18 protein-coding genes and 2 pseudogenes are annotated in these 23786 nt (G+C 70.2%); 8 read left to right on the top strand and 12 right to left on the bottom strand.

All coding sequences use genetic code 11. The features are described from left to right. Positions 1-611: 611 nt before the first annotated feature. Positions 612-1394: a hypothetical protein gene (locus J7E91_RS15645; protein WP_214904115.1), complete on the bottom strand. Its 783-nt coding sequence runs from the start codon at positions 1392-1394 to the stop codon at positions 612-614. 574 nt (positions 1395-1968) lie between these two features. Next, positions 1969-2664, bottom strand: a complete 696-nt coding sequence (locus tag J7E91_RS15640) for a response regulator (protein WP_214904112.1) — start codon at positions 2662-2664, stop codon at positions 1969-1971. 160 nt (positions 2665-2824) lie between these two features. Here J7E91_RS15640 and J7E91_RS15635 point away from each other — a divergent pair, with 160 nt between their 5' ends. From J7E91_RS15635 to J7E91_RS36760, 5 genes and pseudogenes are all read left to right on the top strand, one after another. Continuing rightward, on the top strand, positions 2825-3808 hold the full coding sequence (locus J7E91_RS15635; RefSeq protein ID WP_214904109.1) for a tripartite tricarboxylate transporter substrate binding protein: 984 nt from the start codon (positions 2825-2827) through the stop codon (positions 3806-3808). Then, positions 3805-4332: a tripartite tricarboxylate transporter TctB family protein gene (locus J7E91_RS15630; RefSeq protein WP_214904106.1), complete on the top strand. Its 528-nt coding sequence runs from the start codon at positions 3805-3807 to the stop codon at positions 4330-4332. The genes J7E91_RS15635 and J7E91_RS15630 overlap by 4 nt, the downstream gene beginning before the upstream one ends. Positions 4333-4335: 3 nt before the next feature. Next, positions 4336-5835 carry a tripartite tricarboxylate transporter permease gene (locus J7E91_RS15625; RefSeq protein WP_214904103.1) on the top strand — a complete coding sequence of 500 codons (1500 nt, stop codon included), beginning with the start codon at positions 4336-4338 and terminating at the stop codon, positions 5833-5835. Continuing rightward, complete coding sequence (locus J7E91_RS15620; RefSeq protein WP_214904099.1) at positions 5832-6284, top strand: GNAT family N-acetyltransferase; 453 nt, start codon at positions 5832-5834, stop codon at positions 6282-6284. The genes J7E91_RS15625 and J7E91_RS15620 overlap by 4 nt, the downstream gene beginning before the upstream one ends. A 54-nt stretch (positions 6285-6338) precedes the next feature. Next, positions 6339-7427, top strand: a pseudogene (locus J7E91_RS36760) (methyltransferase domain-containing protein); the annotation flags it as partial. 306 nt (positions 7428-7733) lie between these two features. On the opposite strand, the gene J7E91_RS15610 reads toward J7E91_RS36760, so the two are convergent. Beyond that, complete coding sequence (locus J7E91_RS15610; protein ID WP_214904092.1) at positions 7734-8237, bottom strand: DUF402 domain-containing protein; 504 nt, start codon at positions 8235-8237, stop codon at positions 7734-7736. Beyond that, positions 8218-9138, bottom strand: coding sequence for a GNAT family N-acetyltransferase (locus tag J7E91_RS15605; protein WP_214904089.1), 921 nt, complete (start codon positions 9136-9138; stop codon positions 8218-8220). Before J7E91_RS15605 ends, J7E91_RS15610 begins: the two co-directional genes overlap by 20 nt. Positions 9139-9207: 69 nt before the next feature. On the opposite strand from J7E91_RS15605, the gene J7E91_RS15600 reads away from it, so the two are divergent. Further along, positions 9208-9582 carry a GntR family transcriptional regulator gene (locus tag J7E91_RS15600; RefSeq protein WP_214904086.1) on the top strand — a complete coding sequence of 125 codons (375 nt, stop codon included), beginning with the start codon at positions 9208-9210 and terminating at the stop codon, positions 9580-9582. 149 nt (positions 9583-9731) lie between these two features. On the opposite strand, the gene J7E91_RS15595 is transcribed toward J7E91_RS15600, so the two are convergent. After that, the gene (locus tag J7E91_RS15595; protein WP_214904083.1) at positions 9732-10826 is read right to left on the bottom strand and encodes a DUF5925 domain-containing protein; all 1095 of its coding nucleotides are present in this window, start codon (positions 10824-10826) and stop codon (positions 9732-9734) included. 139 nt (positions 10827-10965) lie between these two features. Between J7E91_RS15595 and J7E91_RS15590 the strand changes: the two genes are divergently transcribed. Next, positions 10966-12405 (top strand): xylan 1,4-beta-xylosidase, encoded by a 1440-nt coding sequence (locus tag J7E91_RS15590; protein WP_214904080.1) that lies wholly within the window; start codon positions 10966-10968, stop codon positions 12403-12405. A 24-nt stretch (positions 12406-12429) separates the two neighbouring features. Here the strand turns inward: J7E91_RS15590 and J7E91_RS15585 are convergent, their stop codons facing one another. The 6 genes and pseudogenes from J7E91_RS15585 to J7E91_RS15560 form a co-directional block, all read right to left on the bottom strand. Then, the gene (locus J7E91_RS15585) at positions 12430-16242 is read right to left on the bottom strand and encodes a lipopolysaccharide biosynthesis protein (RefSeq protein WP_214904077.1); all 3813 of its coding nucleotides are present in this window, start codon (positions 16240-16242) and stop codon (positions 12430-12432) included. Further along, positions 16235-17008 (bottom strand): polysaccharide deacetylase family protein, encoded by a 774-nt coding sequence (locus J7E91_RS15580; RefSeq protein WP_214904129.1) that lies wholly within the window; start codon positions 17006-17008, stop codon positions 16235-16237. The genes J7E91_RS15585 and J7E91_RS15580 overlap by 8 nt, the downstream gene beginning before the upstream one ends. A gap of 20 nt (positions 17009-17028) precedes the next feature. After that, positions 17029-18168: a glycosyltransferase family 2 protein gene (locus J7E91_RS15575; RefSeq protein WP_214904074.1), complete on the bottom strand. Its 1140-nt coding sequence runs from the start codon at positions 18166-18168 to the stop codon at positions 17029-17031. Further along, positions 18165-18994 (bottom strand): annotated as a pseudogene (locus J7E91_RS15570) (glycosyltransferase family 2 protein). Before J7E91_RS15570 ends, J7E91_RS15575 begins: the two are co-directional and overlap by 4 nt. Positions 18995-19333: 339 nt before the next feature. Next, complete coding sequence (locus J7E91_RS15565) at positions 19334-20452, bottom strand: GNAT family N-acetyltransferase (protein WP_214904071.1); 1119 nt, start codon at positions 20450-20452, stop codon at positions 19334-19336. 1 nt (position 20453) lies between these two features. Further along, entirely contained in the window at positions 20454-20849 is a 396-nt protein-coding gene (locus J7E91_RS15560; RefSeq protein ID WP_214904068.1) for a hypothetical protein, read from the bottom strand. A 185-nt stretch (positions 20850-21034) separates the two neighbouring features. Here J7E91_RS15560 and J7E91_RS15555 point away from each other — a divergent pair, with 185 nt between their 5' ends. Continuing rightward, entirely contained in the window at positions 21035-21844 is an 810-nt protein-coding gene (locus J7E91_RS15555; RefSeq protein WP_214904065.1) for an SGNH/GDSL hydrolase family protein, read from the top strand. Here J7E91_RS15555 and J7E91_RS15550 read toward each other — a convergent pair. After that, positions 21828-23609, bottom strand: coding sequence for a serine/threonine-protein kinase (locus J7E91_RS15550; RefSeq protein WP_214904064.1), 1782 nt, complete (start codon positions 23607-23609; stop codon positions 21828-21830). The genes J7E91_RS15555 and J7E91_RS15550 overlap by 17 nt on opposite strands. Positions 23610-23786: the final 177 nt, after the last annotated feature.

Genomic DNA, 23786 nt, shown 5'->3' with positions numbered 1-23786 from the left:
ACGACCCCAGTTCGTCCCGCACCCGGATCGCCAGGCTCCCTTTCGGGAACGCGGCCCGCGCCACCCGCACCGTCTCCGCCGGGATCTCCCCGGACCCCTTCGGCTGCATCGACATCCGCACCCACCCCACACGACAACGTCGGCCTTCAAGACCACAACCGGGTCTTGAAGGCCGACGTCACGCACAGGCCCGAATTCACCAACAGCATCACTAACAGGCGGCCGGGCTCACTTCTGCCCGACCAATCGTCCGGATCACCAGTGGTTCACCCCCTCGTCAGTGGATGAACCGCTCGATACACCCCGCGATGGCTGTAACCGCCGTAAGGCCCGCAACAGTTACCTGAAGCCAGCCTCGTGGCTGGCGACCCCGGCACCGGGACCTCGACTTCTTCGGTCGCACCATCAGATTCGGCTCTCCTCTCTCATCCCCCGACCAGAGTCGGGTCCCCGCTCACGGCGAGCAGGGAGCTCAGGGAGAGCCAGAGCCGAACTCCACGCAACCTACCCCGCGTCAACGCCCGGATCGGGCGGTGGCGACCAACCGCCAGGGTTCGCCAGGGAGCGCCATAAGGTGAGCCACCAGGACGGGCGCGAGCGCCGGCTGCCCGTCATTGCACGCCCGGCATCAGTCCGATCCAGGTGTTCTCGCTCTCGCGGATGACCCAGATCGAATCCGTCTTGGCGTTCCAATTGACCGGTACGACGTAATAGCGGCCGTTGCGCTCGATCAGGAGCCGCAGCCCCGTGTAGCGATAGCGATGGCGCAGGCCCTCTCCGAGGTCCTGCTCCACGATCGATCCGGTAGGCAGGCTGAGGGATTCGGTGCTGAGGACTACCACGCTGGTCCAGTGGAGGACATTGCCGGCATGCAGCTTGGCGTCGCGCTCACCCACGTCCCAGGCGGCCAGCGTGACCGCCCAGAAGAGGAACACGCCTGCGGCGAAGAGCGGCACCGCCCTGCCGCGCAGTCCCGTCACACGGCCGCCTTGGGCGTTCTTTGACTGCCCAAGCAAGAGCCCGACCGCAATCGTGAGGGGGGCAACCCAGCCGTAGGGCTGGATCAGCGGCCACAGGATGAGCATGACCAGGCCGGCCGCAACGACTACCAGGTGGCCGCGCGCGAGCGCCGATATCGGCGCATAGAAGCTCCGGGCAACACGGTCGGGAAGCGGCAGCCGCTTTGGCAGCCGCGGGATACCGCTCACGATCAGGAGGACGATAAAGGTCACCAGAACCGGAAGCTTCAGCAGGTGCAGGCTCTGGAGCACGAATTCGGCAAAGCCGAAGCCGAGGGAGAAGGGAGAGACGTGAAAGTAGCTGTAGTAGCGGCTGGCGTAGAGCGCGCCCAGGTAGAACATGAGCGCGGCAATAAAGGAAGCCTGCGCGATCACGACTCTGAGAATCGCCACCGGGCCGGGACCACTCCCACTTGGTTGTTTCTCGAGCGACACCCTGTGCTGGTCCTGCATGGAACCGCTCACGTGGCAGGAGGAGGAGGCGGTGGTGGTGGCGGAGGTGGCGGTGGCGGAGGAGGAGGTGGTGGTGGCGGAGGAGGAGGTGGTGGTGGCGGCTGATCAGGCGTGAGGGTAGGCACAGGCACAGGCACTGGGTCGGTGCCCTTTTTGTTTGGGCCCGTAGGGGGAGGCGGAGGCGGAGGGACCGACCTGTCCCCACCGTCAGTGGGAACGGCTGTGCCGCTTTCCGCGGGTTCCGCTGTTTCTCCAAATTCCGCGGGAGAAGACTCGGTGACCGAGGGCGTCGGAATTGGTTCTTCGGGATCGGTGTCGTCACAGCCGACGACGGCGGCCACGCACAAGGCAGTGAGCACGCCGAGACGGGCAATGTGCCCTGTCCTATTCCGCATGCACCCTCCTCAGTCGCCTGGGAGCGTAATGCCGTCCACGCAAAGTGGACGGAAGGCTCACACGGAGGGCGCGCCAAATCACCACATTGGCGATTGGTTGATCAGCCGACCCACCGGTAGCGGCGCTCCGGCCGCCCCGTTCCGCCGTACCGCAGCGTCACCTCGGCGCGGCCCGTATCCGCGAAGTACTCCAGATAGCGGCGCGAGCTGACGCGTGACAGCGCCCCCGACTCGGCGCACTCGGTGGCGGACAGACCCTCGGGGTGCTCGCGCAAGGTGCGCTCCACCAGGTCCGCCGTGTGCGCCGCGAGGCCCTTCGGCAGCTCGCGCGAGCCCGGCGGGCGGGTCCCGAAGATCTGGTCGACGTCCGCCTGGCGCACCTCGCCCTGCTCGGCGAGCTCGTCGAAGCGGGTACGCATCGACGCCACATGCCGAAGCTGCTCCTGCAGAGCCGCCTGGTTGAACGGCTTGATCAGGTAGTGCAGGGCGCCCGCCCGCAGCGCCGCCCTGATGACCTGCGCATCCCGTGCCGCCGTGATGAACAGCGCGTCCACGGTGTGCCTGCCCTCGGCCCGCTCCTCCGCCGCGCGCAGTTCGCGCAGCACACTGATCCCGTCCATGTCGGGCAGATATACGTCGAGCAGGATCAGATCGGGTCGCAGGCGCTCGGCGGCACGCAGCGCCTCGGCGCCGCTGTGCGCCACCGCGACGACCGTAAAACCATCCATCGCGGACACGCAGCGGCTGTGCAGCTTGGCGACCATGAAGTCGTCGTCCACCACCAGCACCTTGGTCACCGCGCAAGGCTAGGTCCCGACCACAACGACCACAACGTCCGTTGATTGCGGAAGGGCGACAGCTTGTTAACACGCGGGCAACATGTGGGCCACTTCACAAGTTTCCGTGAATTCCCAGTTCACACGTCTCACACGTTCAAACGGACAGGTGGTGGCCCAGGTGCGCATGCGCACTCCCCTCGCCCTGCTCGGGGCGGCACTGCTGGTACTGGTGGGGCCGCCGCTGCTCACCACAGGCAGCGGCGCCGACACCGGCACGCAGATCCCCGGCCTGCGCTTCATGGTTCCCAACACACCCGGCGGCGGTTACGACATCACGGCCCGCACGGCCGCGAAGAACGCCGAGGACGCCGGGCTCACCCACAACATCGAGGTGTTCAACCTGCCGGGCGCCGGCGGCACCGTGGGCCTGACCCGGCTCGTCGGCGAACACGGCAACGGCAAGCTCGCCATGTCGATGGGCCTCGGAGTCGTCGGCGCCGTACACACCAACAAGTCGCCCAAGACCCTCGGTGACACGACCCCGATCGCCCGGCTCACCGAAGAGCAGGACATCGTCGTCGTCGCCAAGGACTCCCCGTACAGAACCATCGACGACCTCCTCGCCGCCTGGAAGAAGGACCCCGCCAAACTCCCCGTCGGCGGCGGCTCCTCACCCGGCGGGCCCGACCACCTCGCCCCCATGCTGATGGCGAAGGCCGCGGGCATCGAGCCGAAGACCGTCAACTACATCCCCTTCGACGGCGGCGGCGAGCTGCTCGCCTCCATCCTGGGCAACAAAGTCGCCTTCGGCGTCTCGGGCGTCGGCGAATACCTCGACCAGATCAAGTCGGGCGAGCTGCGGCTCCTCGCCGTCACCGGGCCCAAGCGCGTGAAGGGCCTCGACGCCCCGACCCTGCGCGAGGCGGGTCTCGACACCGACTTCACCAACTGGCGCGGCATCGTCGCGCCGCCAGGACTGACCGACGCCGAGCGCGACAAGCTCGTCACGCTCGTCGAGAAGCTGCACGACTCGCCCGAATGGCAGGAGTCGATGAAGAAGAACGGCTGGGACGACGCGTTCCTGACCGGGGAGAAGTTCGGCGACTTCCTGGACGAGCAGGACAAGAGCGTGGACTCGGTGCTGAAGGAGCTGGGGCTGTGACCACCGAAACCGACACCTCCGCCCGCACGCCCCGGTCCTGGCTGCGCGAGCACTCCGAAATCGGCGTCAGCCTTCTGCTGTTGCTGCTCGGCGTCCTTGTCCTCACCGACGCCCTCACCATGGACGTCGACATCACCCAGCGCGGCCCCGTCGGCCCCAGGACCGTCCCGGTCGTCGTCGGAATCGCCCTGCTGCTCGTCGCCGTACTCCTCGCCGTCGACGTCCTGCGCGGCGGCCGCGGTGAGGCCGAGGGCGGCGAGGACATCGATCTGAGTGAGCCGAGTGACTGGCGTACGGTCCTGCTCCTCGCCGGAGTCTTCCTCGGCAACGCGGTCCTCATCGACCCGCTCGGCTTCCCCATCTCCGGGGCCCTGCTCTTCTGGGGATCGGCGTACGCCCTGGGCAGCCGCCACTACGACCGCGACCCGCTCATCGCGGCCGGCCTCTCCCTCCTCACCTTCTTCGTCTTCAACAACCTGCTCGGAGTCCCGCTCCCCGGTGGCCCCCTGATGGAGGTGCTCTGAGTCATGGACTCCCTCAACTCCCTTCTCGACGGCTTCGGTACGGCCCTCACACCGATCAACCTGCTCTGGGCCGCGATAGGCGTCCTGCTCGGCACGGCCATCGGCGTACTGCCCGGCATCGGCCCCGCGATGGCCGTCGCCCTGCTCCTCCCGGTCACGTACGGCCTGGAGCCCACCGGCGCCTTCATCATGTTCGCGGGCATCTACTACGGCGCGATGTTCGGCGGCTCGACCACCTCGATCCTGCTCAACACCCCTGGTGAGAGCGCGGCCGTCGTGGCGGCGATCGAAGGCAATCCGATGGCGAAGGCGGGGCGCGGCGCGCAGGCGCTGGCGGCCGCCGCCATCGGCCACTTCGCGGGCGGCATGATCGGCACGATCCTGCTCGTGGCCCTGGCCCCGACCGTCGCGTCCCTGGCCGTGGACATCGGCGCGCCCGACTACTTCGCCATCATGGTGCTGGCCTTCATCGCCGTGACGTCCGTACTCGGATCGTCCCGCATCAGGGGCGCGGCGTCGTTGCTGATCGGCCTGACCATCGGCCTGGTCGGCCTCGACCAGATGACCGGTCAGCAGCGCCTCACCTTCGGCTCGCTCCAGCTCGCCGACGGCATCGACGTGGTGATCGTCGCGGTCGGCCTCTTCGCGATCGGCGAGGCGCTGTGGGTCGCCGCGCACCTGCGGCGCGCGGTGGCCGAGCCCATTCCGGTCGGCCGCCCGTGGCTAGGCAAGGCGGACGTCAGGCGCACCTGGAAGTCCTGGCTGCGCGGTCCGCTGATCGGTTTCCCGTTCGGGGCGATCCCGGCCGGCGGCGCGGAGATCCCGACGTTCCTCTCGTACGTCACCGAGAAGCGCCTCTCGCGGCACAAGGAGGAGTTCGGGAAGGGCGCCATCGAGGGCGTGGCCGGCCCGGAATCGGCAGCCTCGGCCTCCGCCGCGGGCACCCTCGTCTCGATGCTGACGCTGGGCCTGCCGACGACGGCCGTCGCCGCCGTCATGCTGGCCGCGTTCCAGCAGTACGGCATCCAGCCGGGACCGCTGCTCTTCGAGCGCGAACCCGACCTGGTGTGGGGCCTGATCGCCTCGCTCTTCGTCGGCATGGTGCTGCTGCTCCTGCTCAACCTGCCGCTGGCGCCGCTCTGGGCGAAGCTGCTGCGCATCCCGCGTCCGTACCTCTACGCGGGGATCCTCTTCTTCGCGGCGGTCGGCGCGTACGCGGTGGGCGGTGAGGCACTGGACCTGGTGATCCTGTTCGTCATCGGCCTGATCGGGTTCGGCATGCGGCGGTACGGGCTGCCGGTGCTGCCGGCGGTGATCGGCGTGATCCTCGGCCCGGCGGCGGAGCAGCAGTTGCGGCGGGCGCTCCAGATCAGCGACGGAAGCGTGACGGGCCTGGTCAACACCCCCTTCTCGGTGACGGTTTACGCCGTGATCGTGATCCTGCTGGCCTGGCCCTGGCTGAAGAAAGTGGTGATGCGCGGCCGTCGTAACGTGTCGGTATGACAGACGCGACCATCCGCCCCGCCGCCTCCGCCGACGTACCGAGGGTGAAGGCCGTGACCGACGCGGCCTACCACCACTACATCGAACGGATCGGCGTCGTACCGGCCCCGATGGAGGCCGATCACGGCGCGAACGTCGCGGCGGGGCGGGTGGTCGTCACGGGCGACCCGGTCGTGGGTGTCCTGGTCCTCGTCCCGCACGAGGACCACCTCTGGCTGGACTCCATCGCGGTCCACCCCGACGCCCAGGGCACGGGGACGGGCCGCCGCCTGCTCGCCTTCGTCGAGGCGTACGCCCTCTCGCTCGGTCTGAACGAGGTGCGGCTGCTGACGAACGCGAAGATGTGGGAGAACCAGAAGCTGTACGAGCGGTACGGCTACGAGATGGTGGAGCGGCGGGTGGAGGGCGTGTACGACCGCTTCCACTACCGCAAGCCGCTGTCGGCGTGACTTTGAATGTGACTGTGAGCTTGATTGTCAGTGGTGGCTGCCAGGATCGGATGCATGACGACGAGGATTGACTGGAACGCGACCGCGGACTCCTTCGACGAGGAGGCGGACCACGGCCTGCTCGACCCCGCTGTGCGCGAGGCATGGGCGGCGAGGATGAGGACGTGGCTGCCGGCGGCCGGGCGCCCGGCCGATGTCCTCGATCTCGGCTGCGGCACGGGGAGCCTGTCGCTGCTGGCGGCGGAGCAGGGGCACCGGGTGACGGGGGTCGACCGCTCGCCCCGCATGGTGGACCTCGCCCGGATCAAGCTGGCGGGTGCGGAGGCCGAGATCCTCGTCGGGGACGCGTTCCGGCCGCCGGTCGGGGAGCGGAGGTTCGACGTGGTGATGGCCCGTCATGTGCTGTGGCTCCTGCCGGACGCGGGCGCCGCGCTGCGTCACTGGTGCTCGCTGCTGAGGCCCGGCGGGCGGCTGCTGCTGATCGAGGGCGTCTGGGCCGGAGACGGCATCCCGGCGGCCGAGGTGATGGAAGCACTGGCCCCGCTCACCTCGCACGTACGGCACGAACCGCTGTCCGCCGACGCGTCCTTGTGGGGCCGTACGGTCGACGACGACCGGTACGCGCTGCTCGCCCGCCCCGCGCCGCGACCCCGCCACACCGAAGTGGTCGACGTGCACCTCCTCCTGCGCCGGGGAGACGATGTACTGCTCGCCCGCCGGGCCGGCACCGGGTATGCGGACGGTCTGCTGCACGCGCCCTCCGGGCACGTCGAGGACGGCGAGGACGTACGGGTGGCGATGATCCGTGAGGCGGAGGAGGAGACCGGCATCACGCTGAGCCCGGACGACCTGCGCGTGGCCCTGGTCATGCAGCACCGGGGGCCGGGCGGCGACCCGAGAACGGGCTGGTTCTTCGAGGCGGAGTGCGGGGCGGGCTGCGAACCGTACAACCGGGAACCGGACAAGTGCTCCGAGCTCACCTGGCACCCCTTGAACGCCCTCCCCGCGGACATGGTCGCCTACTGCCGTGCGGGCCTCGACGCGTATCGGGCAGGGGAGCGCTTCGTCGTCCACTGGCACGAGGACGGCGATTCGATCGCCTACGACGGCAAGGGGGAGCGGCGAGCGATTCACCTACCGGCGACGGACACCCCAGTATGAGTACGGGCATGGGCATGGGCATGGGCGTGGGAAGGCGTACGCGTCAGCGCTGACGCGAACCTCGTGGACCGTGCCACCCTGCGGCGCGCCGCCGAGAAGGCGCACCGGGCCGACAACGAGGAGCTGGACGAGGTGCTCCCGCCGGCCGGTGAGGGCGTCGGCACCGGCACCGGCGCTGGTGCCGACGCCGACGAGATGCCCGAGCGCGGCGACCTGCCCCCGGTGGGGGACGGTGCCCCCAACAACGTGTGGGGGCTTCCGGCTGAGCCCGGCCTCGGGCTGCTTCCTTCAGTGGCTGAGCAGCTCGGCGAAGCCCGCCCCGCGGGCGCGGAGTTCGAGGGCGTCGAGGGCGCGGACGGCCTCGGCCGCCGCCTCCGGGTCGCGCGTCGCGAGCCCACTCGCCTCGAACTCGTCCTCGTCAAGACGCAGGACGGTGGCGCCGTCCGCCGACACCCACAGGTCGAGGTCCAGGTCCTCGACCTCCACCCGGCCACCGGCGACCACCGCCGGGCGCGTCACGTCGCAGTACCAGCCCTTCAGCGTGCCGTCGCCCGTCCTGACCTCCTTCACGGCGTACCACCGGTCCCGCCAGAAGTGCTCCGTGAAAACGTCGCCGGGCTCGAACCGTACGAAGCCGAAGTCCCGTACACCCGGCGCCGCCCACGGGGCGCGCACCACCAGGTGAGTACCGTCGTCGCAGAGCACCGACGCCGGGTAGCGGATCTTCGTACGGCCGGCCTTGATGAGGGCGATCTCGATTTCGCCGGCGACCTCAGCCGAGTTCGCGGACATGGCGTACCTCCGAGGCACAGATCTCGTATCCGAAACACTTGTTGACGGCGAGCATGGGCCGGTTGTCCGCGTCGTTGCTCGTGTACGCGTCCGTATAACCGGCGGCGCGGGCGCGGTACAGGGAGTCCGTCTTGGCGAGCTTCGCGAAGCCGCGGTTGCGGTGGGCGCGCACGGTGCCTGTCATGCCGGACCAGTAGCGGGTGAGGCCGTCCGTGTGGGCCGCCGTGAACGCCGCGACCTGACCGTCGGCCATCACCACCGTGGAGAGGCGGTGGTCAAGGAGCGGGTGGTTCCAGGTGTGGTTGAGCCAGTCGTCGTAGTCGGTGAAGTCCGTGCTGATGTCGCTCGGCTCGTCGGCGGTGGTCTCCGCGTCGGCCTTGAACATCGGCCTCGGGTCGTCCATGAAGTCCGCCGCGGTACGGAGCTCGACCCCGGCGGGAAGCGGCTGCCGCTGCGGGAGCGGGGCGTTCGCCAGGTCGAGGTGCTGGAAGTGCAGCGAGCGGGTCGGCCGGTAGCCGCGCTTCCCGGCGAACGCGCGGGACTCGGGTGTGTCCAGTACCCAGGCGTACACGGCCGTGGCGCCCTCGGCGGCCAGATGTTCCTCTGCTGCGCGCAGCAACAGCGAACCCGCGCCGCGGCCGCGACGGCGGGGGCTGATGTACGCCGTGACCGAGGACTGGCCCGGCTCCGTGCTGTCGTACGCGATGCCCGCGAAGGCCGTGCCGATGACTTCGCCGTCCTCCTCGGCCACCAGCATGCGCATCTTCTTGTCCGGGTGCGCGGTCTCCCGCTCGAAGGCCACGGACTCCCGGGTCGTCACCATGAAGGGAACCGCCGCGCGGCGCACCCGGACCCACGCATCGGTGTCGGCGGGCGTGAACTCACGAACGATCAGCGTCATGTGCGGCACGTTACGTGCGGGGTGTGTTCCGCTGCCTCCTAATTTTCTTCGGTGGGGGACAATCGGGCGGTGACCTTGAAGATCGCCATTGACGTGGACGCCGGTATCGCGCCGTACGAGCAACTGCGCGCCCAGATCTCGGAGCAGGCCCGCGCCGGTGCGCTGCCGGTGGGCTACAAACTCCCGACCGTACGCGGCCTCGCGGAGGAACTCGGTCTCGCCGCGAACACCGTCGCGAAGGCGTACCGCGCGCTGGAGAGCGACGGGGTGATCGAGACGCGGGGGCGGAACGGGACGTTCGTCGCGGCGGCGGGGAGTGCGGCGGAGCGGCAAGTGGCCGCGGCGGCGCGGACGTACGCGGAGCGGGCGCAGCGGCTTGGCCTCGGGCGGGGGGAAGCGCTGGCGGCGGTGGAGGATGCGGTGCGGGCGGCGTACGGGGGGTAGCGCGGCGAGGGGTGCGGTGCGGGTGGTGCGGGTTGCCTGCGGCGCTGTTCCCCTACCCGCCCCTTCCCGGCTGTGACATTTGCGGCTTCGCCGCGGGGGCGCTGCCCCAGTTCGGGAAGGGGCGGGGTGGGGAAAACCGCCGGAGGCCGCTACAGGTACAGGCCCGCGTCCGGGCCGGCCGGCTGGGGCGGGACCGACGCCGGGCCGGTGCCGCGGCGCAGCGCGTACAGCTCCGCCAGGGTCGCGCCGTCGCGCCCGACGCCCTCCTCCGTGCCCAGCCAGCTCACCGCCTCCGCCCGCGTCAGCGACCCCACCTCGATGCGCGCCATGCACCGCCCCGGCCGCACCACCGCCGGATGCAGGCGCTCCAGGTCCTCGTTGGTGGTGACGCCGACCAGGACATTGCGGCCCTGCCCCAGCAGACCGTCCGTCAGGTTCAGGAGGCGGGAGAGTGCCTGGCCCGCCGTGTGCTTGGCCTCGCCCCTGATCAGCTCGTCGCAGTCCTCAAGCAGGAGCAGCCGCCACCGGCCCTTCGCCGAGCCGTCGTCCTCGCCGATCGCGATGTCCATCAGATAGCCGACGTCGTTGAAGAGCCGCTCCGGGTCCAGTACGCAGTCGACCTGGCACCAGTCCCGCCAGGAGCGGGCCAGCGTGCGCAGCGCGGACGTCTTGCCCGTACCCGGCGGGCCGTGCAGCAGGAGCAGCCGGCCCGCGATGTCGTCCGGGGTCACCTTCATCAGCCGGTCCATGGCGTCGGCCACCGGCGCCGTGTAGTTGGGCCGCACCTCGTCCCACGTACCGGCGGCGATCTGCCGGGTGGTGCGGTGCGGGCCGCGGCGCGGGGAGACGTACCAGAAGCCCATCGTGACGTTCTCGGGCTGTGGTTCGGGCTCGTCCTGCATCCCGTCCGTCGCCTGCTTCAGGATCTTTTCCGCGAGGTCGGAGGTGGTGGCGGTCACGGTGACGTCCGCGCCGCGGGTCCAGCGCGACACGAGCAGCGTCCAGCCCTCGCCCTCGGCGAGCGTCGCGCTGCGGTCGTCGTCGCGGGCGGCGCGCAGGACCTTCGCGGACGGCGGGAGGAGTGAGGCGCCCGGTTTGACGCGGTCGATCGACTTGCTGTGGGAGTACGGCTGCTCGCCCGTCGCGAAGCGGCCGAGAAACAGCGCGTCGACGACGTCCGACGGCGAATCGCTGTCGTCGACGTTCAGCCGGATCGGCAGAGCGGCCTCAGGGTTTGCGGACATGGCGCCCATGATCCGGCACGGGGCCGCCCCGTGCACCCCGGTTTCCCACGTTCATCCGTTCCCGGAGCAGCGTGCCGTTACGTGCCTGTTCCTGCGATACCTGCCGGAATGCGAGCCCCCGCCGATACCCTGACCGGTGATGGGACGCCATGGGTGGGACTCCGGGGCAAGGCGGTGGCGGTTCACCGCACTGATCGGCGTGGGCATCGCCGCGATCGCCCTCGTACTGACGATGTGCGCGACCCTTCCCGACGGGACCGGAAGCGGAAACGACCGCGACGGCAACGCCGGCACCACCACCGACGGCGACAAGGTGCACGGCACCCCCGTACCGCCGCGCGCCGCACCGGAGCCCGAGCTCGGCTGGGGCTTCACGCACACCCAGTACAGCGCCGACGAGGGCGACGCGGGCGCCATGCGCCGGGCCGAGGACACGCTGTCCGCGCAGTCGCTGCCCCAGATCCAGCACATCATGGGATGGGGCGCCGAGAACCCGGAACCCTCTCCCGGCCGGTATCAGTTCGACGAGCTGGACAGCCGCGTCGACCTGATCCGCAGGACGGGCGGCACCCCCGTCATTACGCTGTGCTGCGCGCCCGACTGGATGAAGGGCGGCAAGGCGGGCGCGGACAACACCGACTGGAGCAGGCGGTCCCTGGAGACCGCCCCGAGCCCCGAGCACTACGAGGACTTCGCGAAGCTCGCCGGCACCGTCGCCAAGCGCTATCCCGACGTACGCCACTTCATCGTCTGGAACGAGTTCAAGGGCTTCTTCGACGACGGCAGGGGGCGCTGGAACTACGAGGGCTACACCCGCCTCTACAACCTCGTGTACGCCGAGCTGAAGAAGGTCGGCAAGGAGATCCTGGTCGGCGGTCCCTACCTGGTGATGGACAGTTACGAGCCGCGCGACACGACGTACGCCTCCGCTCTCAAGGGGCCCTGGGGCAGCGTCGACCAGCGCGTCCTCGACGCCTACACCTACTGGAACAAGAACAAGAAGGGCGCCGACTTCGTCGTCGTCGACGGCGCCGGCTACACGCGCGACGACGAGCTGCTGCCCGACGAGTTCCGCGCCACGGACAAGCTGACCGCGGTGAGTGAGTGGATCCGCGACCGGTCGGGCGGGCTGCCGGTGTGGTGGGCGGAGTACTACGTCGAACCGGGCGACGACGATGACGACCGCAACGGCTGGAGCGAACCGCACCGCACCGCCGTGCACGCCGCGGGGCTGATGGCGATGGCCCGAGGCGGCGCGAGCACGGCTTTCTACTGGAACCCGCAGAAGAGGGGCGCCGGCCAGTGCGCCGGATGCCTGTGGAGGCCGACTCAGCGGGCCGACGGCGGCGGGGCGCTGCCGATGATGAAGCTGCTCTCGCGGTTCGCGAAGGAGTTCCCGCCGGGGACCCGGTACGACGAGACCGTGCGGGTCGCCGCCGACGACGTACCCCATCTCCGCGTCCTCGCCGACGACGAGACCGTCCTGGTGGTGAACACCCTCGGCCGCCTCGTCAAGGCCGAGGCCGACGGGAAGTCCTTCGACATGAAGGGGTACGAGGTGAAGTGGCTGGCGCGCTGAAGCCGCGCCGGGCCGCCTCTCACCTCATGACATCGTCCAGAAGCGCTGCACCAGCGAGGCCAGCAGCACGGCCAGCAGCGGCAGCGAGAACCAGAACGTGCTCTGGAGCCACCGCAGCTGCCGCACGCCGGGTGCCACCGCCACCCGTACGACCTCGCGCGTCGCCAGCAGCACGATCAGCGCCAGTGCGGCCAGCGCGCCCACCACGGACCACGGCGTCCAGGTGATCTTCGGTCCCGCCGGGCCCGGTGCCGGCTTCTCGACCGGGCCGTCGGGCTGCTCGCGCAGCGCGTACATCGACACGTCCGCGTTCGACAGGACCTTGCTCAGTTCCGGCCGCTTGTCGAGATTCGCGGTCAGCCGCTTCTCCCAGGTGTCCGAGTAGCCCGCGTCGAGCCGCAGGTAGGTCGACTGGCTCCGGTTGATCATGAGGTACGAGTTCGGGCCCGCGTCCTTGAGCGACTTGACCAGGCCCGCCACCAGCACCGGATCCACGGGTGCGAGTGTCGGTACGTAGGTGACCTTCTCCATGTCCCGTGCGCCCCACGGCATCGCGGGCGTGACTTCGTCAACGGGGTCGTTGCTCATCCACAGCAGCCGCACCGACGGATCGTCGTGCGCGTACACGAACTCCATCGCCGCGACCTCGCCGGTCCTGATCCGTTCGAAGGATTCGTTGCCCCAGCGGGAGACGAGGAAGCCGCCCATCAGGAGCAGGCCCGTCAGCAGCGCGGCCAGCGGCGCGAGGCTCTTGCGGTCGGCCTCCCGCTCGGCCGCCGTGACGCCGGTCCGCGGAAAGAGCGCGAGCCCGGCGAGCAGGGCCGCGCCCGGCAGCGCGAACATGAAGACACGCAGGGCTATTTCACCGCCGTACGACTGCATGCCGAAACCCAGGAACGGCACGAAGGCCAGCACGAGCAGTGAACGCTCGCTGTAGCCGGCGAAGCGCCGCCGCCACCAGCCCCAGCACGCGAAAGCCATCACACCGCCGGCCATCGCCACCCGGACGTACAGCACCAGCTTGTGGGTCGAACTGCCGCCCTCGATACGGCCCGAGACGGACGACGTCACATTGCCGCCCACCCCGCCCACCCCGCCGAACAGCTCGTCGAAGTGCCCCGACCAGTACGGCTCGGCGAAGAAGCCGATCCAGACCGCCACCAGTACGGCGAACAGCATCGGCAGACCACGCAGCGTCGACCGGCCCGCCATCACCAGGACGGCGAGCACCCCGAGCATGACGAACGGCGTGAGCTGGTGGGCGGGGACGGTGGCCGCGAAGAGGCCGACGAGCACCAGCAGCAGCACCGCCTTCTCGCGCCGCCCCGCCGGCCTGACCTCCGCCTCGCCCGGGCGCCGCTTCGTCCCCAGCACGCGTGGCTCACGGAACCAGACCAGCAGCACGGCGACGAAGGCGAGATACATCCCGTACGTGAAGCCCTGCGGCGAGAAGTAGTCCTGTCCGACCCAGCCGCTGAGTACGAAGATCCACGCCCCGGCCCACTTGGCGCGCCAGCTCGCCCGCATCGAGCGCGTCAGGAGGAAGAGCGGCGGCAGATAGAGCAGTTGCATGGCCGTCGGCCACCAGCGGATCACCGACGACATGTCCGAGACGCCGCACGCCTCGGCGACGAAGGTGGCCACGGCGAAGAACCCGGGCCAGCTCCAGCGCGCGTCGAGGTCGGGCACCGCCGTGCCGGTCCTGTCGATGTAGTCCATGAAACCGAGGTGCTGCCAGGCCGTCGGGAAGCGCGGTTCGGCCTCCAGTACGGCGGGCAGCGCGTGCAGCGACACCACCGTGGCGAGCAGCACCGCTGTCAGCAGTACGGTCCGTGGCCGGTCCAGCCACAGCAGCGAGGCGAAGGCCAGCGCGAGCAGGCCCGCGCCGAGCAGCGTCGCCGACGGCAGTACGGAGATCAGCCCGAGGCCGCCCATGCGGTCGAGACCGGCCTCGCCGAGGTCACGCACCGGCAGCCAGTAGAGCGCGAGGGCGGCCAGGAGCAACAGTCCGACGCCGAGTTCGGGGACCTGGAGGCGCAGGGCGCGCAGTGAAGCCGCTCGCCGCTCGCGTTCCTCTCGCTCGTCGCTCGCCTCGCTCGCCTCGGAGGATGGTGTGGCAGCCGGTACGGACGAGGGGGAGCGGGGCGACGGAATCACCCTCGGCAGCGGCGACTTGAGCGCCCACGTCGGCCGGTGGTCACGCTCATCGGCCTTGCCGCCCCCCGGCACCGGCGTCCCGGCGGCCGGAGTCTCCGGCCCCGGCCGCACATCGGGCCGGCGCTCCGGGTGGTCGAAGTCCAGCCGCGCCCCGAGCGGCATCGTGGGCGCGTCGAGCGCCGAGCGCAGCGCCCAGCGCGTCCCGAACTCGCCGCCGGCCGCCGTTTCCGCATCCGTACGGTCGCCACGGGGGGAGCCGGCCGCGTCGCCGCGGTCACCGTCGACCGCCAGGTCCGCCAGGTCGCCGTCCGGGGCCGCCGCGTCCGCGCCCGACGGCCCGGCGGGCGGCGCCGAACGCACGACGCGGTACAGCATCACGCCCGCGACCGAGGCCACGACCGCCAGGCTGGAGATCTCCGCGATTCCCGCCCCGACGAGCCCCATGCGCGGCAGCAGCAGCAGTGTCAGGCCGAGCACCAGAACGCACAGCCCGCCCTGGAGGTAGGCGAGCGGGGAGGTGCGGCTCTGGGCGCGCAGGACCGCGAAGTACACCTCTATGACGACGCGCAGCAGCGCGCCGACGGCGAACCAGCGCAGCAGCGGCGTCGCGGCGTCCGCGTACCCCTCGCCGAACACGCCCAGGATGTACGGGGCGCCGAAGAACAGGATCGCCGCGACCGGCAGCATGATGCGCGCCATGCGGCGCAGCGCGGCGCGGCAGTTCCGGGCGAGTGTGCTGGGGTCGTGCGCGCCTTCCACCGTCAGCGAGGCACCCATGTTGATCGCGAGCAGGTTGACCGTGCCGCTGATGGTGGTGGTGATGTAGAAGTACGCGTTGTCCTCGGAGCTGACCTGCGAGGCGACGATCACCGGCACCGCGTAGACGACGGCCAGCGAGAACAGCGACCCCGTGTAGTCGCCCGCCAGGAACCGGCCCATCTGCCGCAGCGTCGGCGGCTGGGCGCGGTCCTCGGTGGCCGCCACGTGCCGCGGCGCCAGACGCCGGAAGACCAGCCACCCCAGCGGGATCACGGACACGGCGATCGCCGCGACCCATGACACGAAGACGCCCGCAGTGGGGACCGAGGCCGCGATCACGATGAGCAGCACCAGCTTGACGGCGGAGAAAACGGTATTGCCGACGGGCACCCACAGCGCGCTGCGCAGGCCTGTCAGTACCCCGTCCTGGAGCGTGAGCAACGACCAGGCGACGACGGCGAGCACGAAGCCGATGCCGTTCACGGGGCCGTCCAGGAAGCTGTACGAAGGGCCCCACAGGCTGAGCGTGGACAGGAAGACCAGCGCCGCCACCGCGACCACCACGGAGCTTCCCGCGTACGTCTGCCAGACCAACCGCCCGGTCCTGCGCCCCGCCACCGGTATGAAGCGCGCGAGCGCTCCGGTGAGCGTCAGTGCGGTCAGGCCGGCCAGCAGCTTCATCGCGGCGATGGCCGCCGAACCCTGACCGACCGCGGACTCCGAGTAGTAGCGGGCCGCTGCCAGCCAGAAGCTCAGGCCGAGCAGCGCGCTGATGCCCGTATTGAGCATCAGCGCGTAGGCGTTGCGGAAGAGCGGATTCCCGCCGCCCTTCCCCGGCAGCCGCAGGCGGCGCCCGGACGACGGCTGCCGTGTCGCCGGGCTTTCGGCGCTCCCGGCCCGGGCGGTGGTCGTGTCAGACACGGCTCCTGCTTACCTTCCGGCCGGCCGCTCGGACCCTGCGGACCACGGCGTACCCCTTGGTGAGGAGCCGGTCCCCGGCGAAGTCACGGCCGGCCGGCCGGCCCTCCACCAGCCGCTCGAACTCCTCGATACCGGTTCTGCGCCGTACGGTCACCCGCTCCAGGGCGTACGGCCCCTGGCGCCGCTCGGCGAGGGCGTTGCCCACGGCGAGCGACTGCGCGAAACCGGCCTCGCGTACGGTGCGGCGCACGCGCCGGCTGGAGTAGCCGTACGGATAGGCGAAGGAGACGGGCCGGGTGCCCAGCTCCTCCGTGAGGATCTCGCGGCAGCGCACCGTCTCGGACCGCAGCTCGGCGTCGGCGAGCTGGTCCATCTGCGGGTGCGTGTGACTGTGGCCCCCGATCTCGGCCCCAGCGGCCGCGAGTTCCCGTACCTGGTCCCAGTCGAGCATGGTGTCGATCGCGCCCCCGCCGTCGTACGGGCCGCGCAGCCAGCCCGTCGAGACGAAGAGGGTGGACGCGAAACCGTGCTTGGCGAGGGCGGGGAGGGCGTGCCGGTGCACGCCCTCGTAGCCGTCGTCGAAGGTGATCAGCACAGGACGCTCGGGCAGCTTGCCGCCGCCCCGCCAGGCCGCGCCCAGTTGGGCCGTGGTGAGCGGGGTGAAGCCGCGCTCGCCGAGCAGTTCCATCTGCTCGGCGAACGCCTCGGGAGAGACCGAGAGGGCGTACGCCGCCCTGGCGGGCCGGTGCCCCACCGCGTGGTACATCAGAATCGGAACCGACCCGTTCACCGCCCCTCACCTCGCACCTGCGGTCTCCCGGCGGCGAGCCAGGGCGCCGAGCCCTGGCCCGCTACCGGGTCTGTGCCCGGTACTTGCGGGTCTGTGCCCGCTACCGGGGCTGCGCCCGCGACCGGAACAGAGCTCCGGACCGCGTCCCGGGTCGGCGCCGAGGTCGGCTCGGGTACCGAGAACGCGCCCCCGGTCCTGCGGGCGCGGATGCTGCCGAGTACGTATCCACTCGCCGCTGCCGCCACCCCGGCCACAATGGCCCCGGCCCGGCCCGCGCCGCCCGGTCGCCCGAGGGCCGCGTCGCGCAGCCCTCGGGCGACACCGGCGGGAAGCACCCGTGTCGTGTAGCGGCGTTCGGACTCAAGTCCTCTGGCCGCGCCCACACTTCGCGTCACGAGTGCCTTCGACAACCCCTCGGCGTACGCACGCGTACGGAAGTAGCCGAAGCGCTCCCGGACGGCCGGGACCTTGTGGTGGATCACCGAGCGGTCGTCGATCAGCAGCACCGCGTCCGGCAGGACCCGGGTGAGCCTGATGCACAGCTCCGTCTCCTCGCAGCCCAGCGGCCGCTTGTCGCCGTCCCTGCCGATGCCGGTGGCGAAGCCGCCCGCCGCGTCGAACGCCGACTTGCGGAAGGAGGCGTTCCCGCCCAGCACATTGCGGACCCGCACCCGTCCCGGCGGCAGGCCCTTGTACGTACAGCCGACGACCCAGTCGAACTCCTCGGGGAACCAGTCCGGTCTGCGGCCGGACGCCCAGGCGGGCATGGTCCTGCCCCCGACGGCCATCACGCGCGGGTCCTCGTACCCCTCGGCGAAGTGCCGCAGCCAGTCGCGCTCGGCCACGGCGTCGTCGTCGAGGAAGGCGACGATCTCGCCGCGGGCGGCGGCGATACCGGTGTTGCGGCCCGCGGAGAGGCCGCGGGGGCCCGCGTTGGCGAGCACCCGCACCTCCTCGTGTGCCTCTTCGTACTCCTTGCCCAGCCGCTCCAGCAGTGCCGGATTGTGGTCCACGACCAGCAGTGTCTCGGCGGCGGGCCGTGACTGGCGGCGTACCGAGCCGACCGCCGCGAGGATGTCCTCCCAGCGGTCCTCGGTGTACACGCAGATCACCACCGAGATGTCCAGGTGGCTCAAGACACCTCTCCCCGGCCGGCGCCGGGCGCGAAAGCCGGCGGGCGCCGCCGTCCGGTGCGCCGCTTCCCCTGCTCCTTCAGAATCACTCTGAGGACGCGCAGTCCGTCCCGTACGGCACTGAGGTTGCTCATGCCGTGGATGCGGACGTACTCGTGGCTGGGTATCTCCTGGACCCGCAGGCCGGCCTTGACGACCCGGATGTTCATCAGGGTCTCCACCTCGAAGCCCGTGCAGTCGAGGTCGATCTTGTCGAGGCAGTGCCGCCAGAAGGCGTTGTAGCCGTAGCACAGGTCGGTGTAGCGGGCGCCGAACTTGGCGTTGACCACGGCGCACAGCACCCGGTTCCCGAGCTTGCGGATCGGCGTCATGTCGTCCGTGCCGCCGCCGTTGGCGAAGCGCGAGCCCTTGGCGAAATCGGTCCCCGAGACGAGCGCCGACACGTAACTGACGATCTCGTGTCCGTCGGCCGAACCGTCCGCGTCGACCATCACGATGATTTCGCCGGTGCTGGCGGCGAATCCGCTGATCAGTGCGTCGCCCTTGCCTTTCCCGCGCTGTCTGACGACCTTGATTCCGGGCCAGAGATCACGGGCCACCTGGACGGTGTCGTCGGTCGAATTCCCGTCTACCAGGATCACTTCGTAATCCACGCGGGAAGGGTCTTGAAGACGTACGGGAGATTCTCCGCCTCGTTCATGGCGGGTATGACGACGCTCACCGGTGGTGCTATGGCGAGATGCGAAGAGATTGGCCGGTAGTGGCCGTACTGGTTGCCGGATATTAAAGGATCTTGCCCCTCGATCGCAGGGCGGAGGAATGAGCTCATGAGTCTTTTCCCTCTCCACCGGTGGACCGCCCGCCCCCGGGCGGTCCGGATGAGTTTCCGGTTCGAAAGGGGGGTTCTCACCCGGCCCATGACGACATGTCACTCCGTACTGGACGGGCAAGCTGGCATTGCTGATCGCGCGGCCCGTGACTCGGCACAGTGGTCGCCGAGCACGGTACCCCCCTACCGCGCCCCCGCCCCGGACACCATCGCGACGCTTGAGCCCTCCCCTGAGCCGCTTTGATGATGGACCGATGCGGGTGGATGTACGACGGTATTGACGATTGGGCCTGTATGGCAAGACCTGGAACGCGACCTTGCTTTTTTGTGCTTTTGTTCTTACGCCGACGGCCGCGTACGGAAGCGTCCGGATCTGAATTCGCCGATCCGCTTCAGCAGTTTATCGGCGGGCTCGAACAGTTCCCGCCGTTCGACAACTGTATTGCGCAGCGCCCGGACCGGGGCGCGGTGCGCCCAGTGTCCGAGAGCGACCGGGTGATGTCGCATCACCCACCCCTCAGAGACCATGATTTCGCGGGTCTTGAGGGAATCCTTGTACTGTTTCTGGCCGCGGCCGAGATCGACGTACGCGATACCGCCGGCGGCCGCCGCTTCGGCAATACGCAGGTGCAGGAGCAGGCCGGGCGAGAATTTCGCGAACTCCGGGTCATAGGCCGGAAACCAGCAACACATGATCCTTTCCGAACGTGGACCGAAATGCGCGGCGATCGGCCGGCCGTCCGCGTAGAGCACCGAGAGCAGGCCGCTGAAGGACGGGCTCCTGGTGTGGAACAGATGCCGCACGAGCCCGACGATCCAGGGCTGGGTGAAGCGGTCGCTGCGCCCGGTCCTGCGGTACTGCGCAGACTTCCAGCGCATCAGCGTGCGCAGCGCCGCCGGGTCGCGCTCGTCGTGCACGTAGGTCAGTTCACCGACCGCCCGGAGCAGCTTGCGCTCCTTGGCGAAGGTCGACTTGAGGAATTTCGGCGAGTTCTTCCGCAGGTGGGCGAGGTACGCCTCGTAACCGTCCTGCGTGTCGATCACGGGGGAAGGGAACGCACCCGTGACGCCTGCCTCGAACGGCCGCTGCCCCTGCGCCAGATGATCGAATTCCCACACCGCGAGCCCGCACCCCCGCAGCAGTTCCCGCGCGTCCCACTCGAAGCCGGGTCTGTGTACGAGCCCCTGACTGTCCGAGACGCCGAGACCGATGGCCCGGCCGACGCCGGTGGCGGATCTGTGGTGCGGGAAGAAGGCCGCGGGCTCACCGCCTTCTTCGCGTACGACGGCTATGCGCACCCCGCGCCGGTACCGGCCCATGGCCAGTGTGAACTCGGGGGAGAGGAAAGGGTTCGCCAGCTCCGGCGAACCGTGGAGGTGGGCCTTCGACTGTATGGCGGTCCAGGCCGCCCGGTCGGCGGCGCTGAGCTCGCCGGGGCGGTGCACGCTGATGTCCATGTCAGGAGGTCCGCCTTCTCGCCGTAGGACTGCCGGGGCGCCGTACCAGTGCCAGGAGGAAGAGCGGGGCGCTGATTGCGGCGACCGCCGCGACCCCGCCCCTGACCGACCAGTTGTGCGTGGCCAGCATCGCCTGGGCCACCAGCAGGTTGAGCGCGACGGCTCCCGCCGCCGATGCGACCATGCGGCCCAGTGGCTCCAGGCCCCGAAGTGCCGCGGCCACGGCCGAAGCCGGCGCCACGATCAGGAAGAAGAGAGTGAACGGCGCGCGCAGTGGCGACGCCAGGTCGGCGAGCGCCAGCACGGCGCCGACCCCCGATACCGCGAGCGCCGCGCCCGCGAGAACGGGCAGCGAGTCCGCGGCAGCTGCTAATGGCTTGTTACCGATGGTCCGCATTGGCGACTTTGCCCCCCGACGCGCCGGATGCCGGGCTTCAATGTCGCTCAGCCCACACGGGTGCGTCAAGGATGCGGAGAGAATGTGCGGAAGATCCCAGGCGAAAGTTCTTGGCATGGACACTTCCGGTGATGTATGGGGGCTGCTACGAAAGTTGAGGCGGAAATCCTGCTAAGGGAGGTTCCATGAAACTGTCCCGAATCGCGGCATTCTCATCCTCACTCCTGCTCACCGCCGCCCTCGCCCTCACCGGGGCGAGCGCGGCGCAGGCGGCCCAAGAGGCCGAATCCCTGGACTATGTGGCCCTCGGCGACTCCTATTCCTCGGGTGTCGGCGCCGGCAACTACGACAGCGCGAGCGGCGCCTGCAAGCGCACCCCGCGCGCCTACCCGGCCCTGTGGGCGGCGTCCAACTCACCCTCGACGTTCGCGTTCACCGCTTGCTCGGGCGCTCGTACGGGTGATGTGACAGCCGGTCAGCTCGGCCCGCTCACCCCCTCGACCGACCTCGTCTCCCTCACCGTCGGCGGCAACGACGCCGGCTTCGCGGACGTCATGACGACGTGCGTCACCCAGTCCGAATCCGCCTGCCTGGCCCGGATCGCCGAAGCACGCGCCTACGTCGACTCCACCCTGCCCGGCAAGCTCGACTCCGTGTACGCGGCGATCAGAGCGAAGGCCACAACGGCGCACGTCGTCGTGCTCGGCTACCCCCGCTTCTACAAGCTGAACGGCGGTTGCGTCGCCGGGCTCACCGAGCGGGAACGCGCCGCGATCAACGACGCCTCCGACTACCTCAACACCGCCACCGCCAAGCGCGCGGCGGACCACGGCTACACCTTCGCGCAGGTCACTCCGGCCTTCACCGGCCACGAGATCTGCTCGTCGGCGCCGTGGCTGCACAGCGTGAAGTGGTCCAACATCGGCGAGTCGTACCACCCGACCGCGGCCGGCCAGTCGGGCGGCTACCTGCCCGTCTTCACCTCCGCCGCCTGATCTGCGTATCCGCCGAATTGCCGGCCGTGTAGGAGGCCTCGTCCGTAGGGCCAGGGGTCTCCTGCTCGCACGTCACCGAGAACGACACGGAGTTGGAAGTGGCCCGCACCGGACTCCTGACCTCCACGCTGATCCCGTCGCGACGGGTCTCGCCCTCCTTGTACGTCAGCTCCGTGTGGTTCACCTGCTTCGACTTCTCCTCGCCCGCGCCGAAGCTCAGCGTCTTCCACCCGGAGTCGGAGGACTCACCGCTCGCGGTCACCCACCGGTAGCCGACCTCGACGGGGACGCGTCCGACCGTGAACGTCGCGGTGAAGGACGGCGCCTCGGCCTCGGGCGGCGGGCAGGTGCCGGAGTAACTGCCGTTCACCGTCGTGAGGGTGACTTTCACGGACTGGTGCGGCGGGGTGGTCGTACCCCCGTTGCCGCCGCCGTGGCCCCCGGTCCCGCCGTTCCCGCCGGTGGCGCCGCCGCTGTTCCCCCCATTCCCGCCGGTCCCGCCGTTGCCTCCGGTGTCCCCGCCCGTGGAGCCGCCGGTACTGGCGCCGTCCGTCCCGCCGTCGTCCGAACCGCCGCCGGACCCGCCGCCGTCATCGCCCCCGCCGGATCCGGTGCTGCCTCCGTCGCCGCCGCCGGTGGTGCCGGACGAGGTGCCGCCCGCAGCCGCACCCGGGTCGTCGTCGGCGTTCATCAGCGCCCACGTGACGCCCCCGACGGCGAGCAGCAGCGCCGTCACCCCCGCCACCAGCACCACGACGCCCCGCCGCCGCGACCCGTCCCGCGTCGTGGTGGAGGCCGTCGCCGCGGGGAGGGGCTCGGGCGGCGGAAGAGGCGTGGGGCTGCCGTACGGGGACGACCCCGAGACCGGCGTGGAGCCCGTGACGGTCGGGCTGTACGGACCGGCCGCGAACGCCGCGGCCCCGGTGCCCGGCGTACCCCCGGACCCCACGGCCCGCAGCATGCGCTCCGCCTCCCCGGCGGACATCCGCTCCGCCGGATCCTTGCGCAGCAGCCCCTCGATCACCGGCGTCAGCGCACCCGCCCGCGCCGGGTACGGCAGTTCCTCGTCGACCACGGCGCGCAGGGTGGAGAGCGGAGTGTCGTGCCGGAACGGCGAATTGCCCTCGACCGCGGCGTACAGCAGCACCCCCAGCGACCACAGGTCCGACTCGGGCCCGGGCGTACGTCCCATCGCACGCTCCGGCGCCAGGAATTCGGGCGACCCGATCAGCTCGCCGGTCATCGTGAGCGCCGAGCTGCCCTCGACCATCGCGATACCGAAGTCCGTCAGTACGACACGGCCGTCATTGGCGATCAGTACGTTGCCGGGCTTCACGTCCCGGTGCAGTACGCCCGCCTCGTGCGCCGCGCGCAGGGCGGCCAGGACCTCGGTGCCGATCCGGGCGGCCCGCTGCGGGGAGAGTCGCCCCTCCCCGTCCAGTACGTCGGAGAGCGACAGCCCGCGCACCAGCTCCATCACGATCCACGGGCGGCCCTCGTCGGTCGCCACGTCGTACACGGTGATCACATTGCGGTGCGAGACACGGGCCGCCGCCCACGCCTCGCGCTCCAGCCGCGCGTACAGCCGCTGTCCGTCGGTGGCGCCGAGCCCGGACGGCGCCCTGACCTCCTTCACGGCGACCTCGCGGCCCAGGACGTCGTCGCGGGCGCGCCACACGACGCCCATTCCGCCCTCGCCCAGCGGTGCCAACAGGCGATACCGGCCCGCGATCACCCGCTGCTCATTGCCCGGCTGTTCACTCACTGGCGAGCCCCCTATCCGCAGCAGAGCGGCATCGCGGTAGAAACCACTCCAAGCTAGCTCAACTCCGGTCCGCTGCCGCCCCCTTGGGCGTCAATCCGCCCGCCGAGAGGATCGCGGCGCGCAAACTGTCCAACTCGCCCTGGAATCGGACGTATGCGATGCGTAATCGCCGAGTGG

This window comes from Streptomyces sp. ISL-99, from assembly GCF_018614005.1.
GTDB lineage: Bacteria > Actinomycetota > Actinomycetes > Streptomycetales > Streptomycetaceae > Streptomyces > Streptomyces flavidovirens.
Note: the sequence above shows the minus strand (reverse complement) of the source record. Positions and strands in the feature narration are given on the sequence as shown.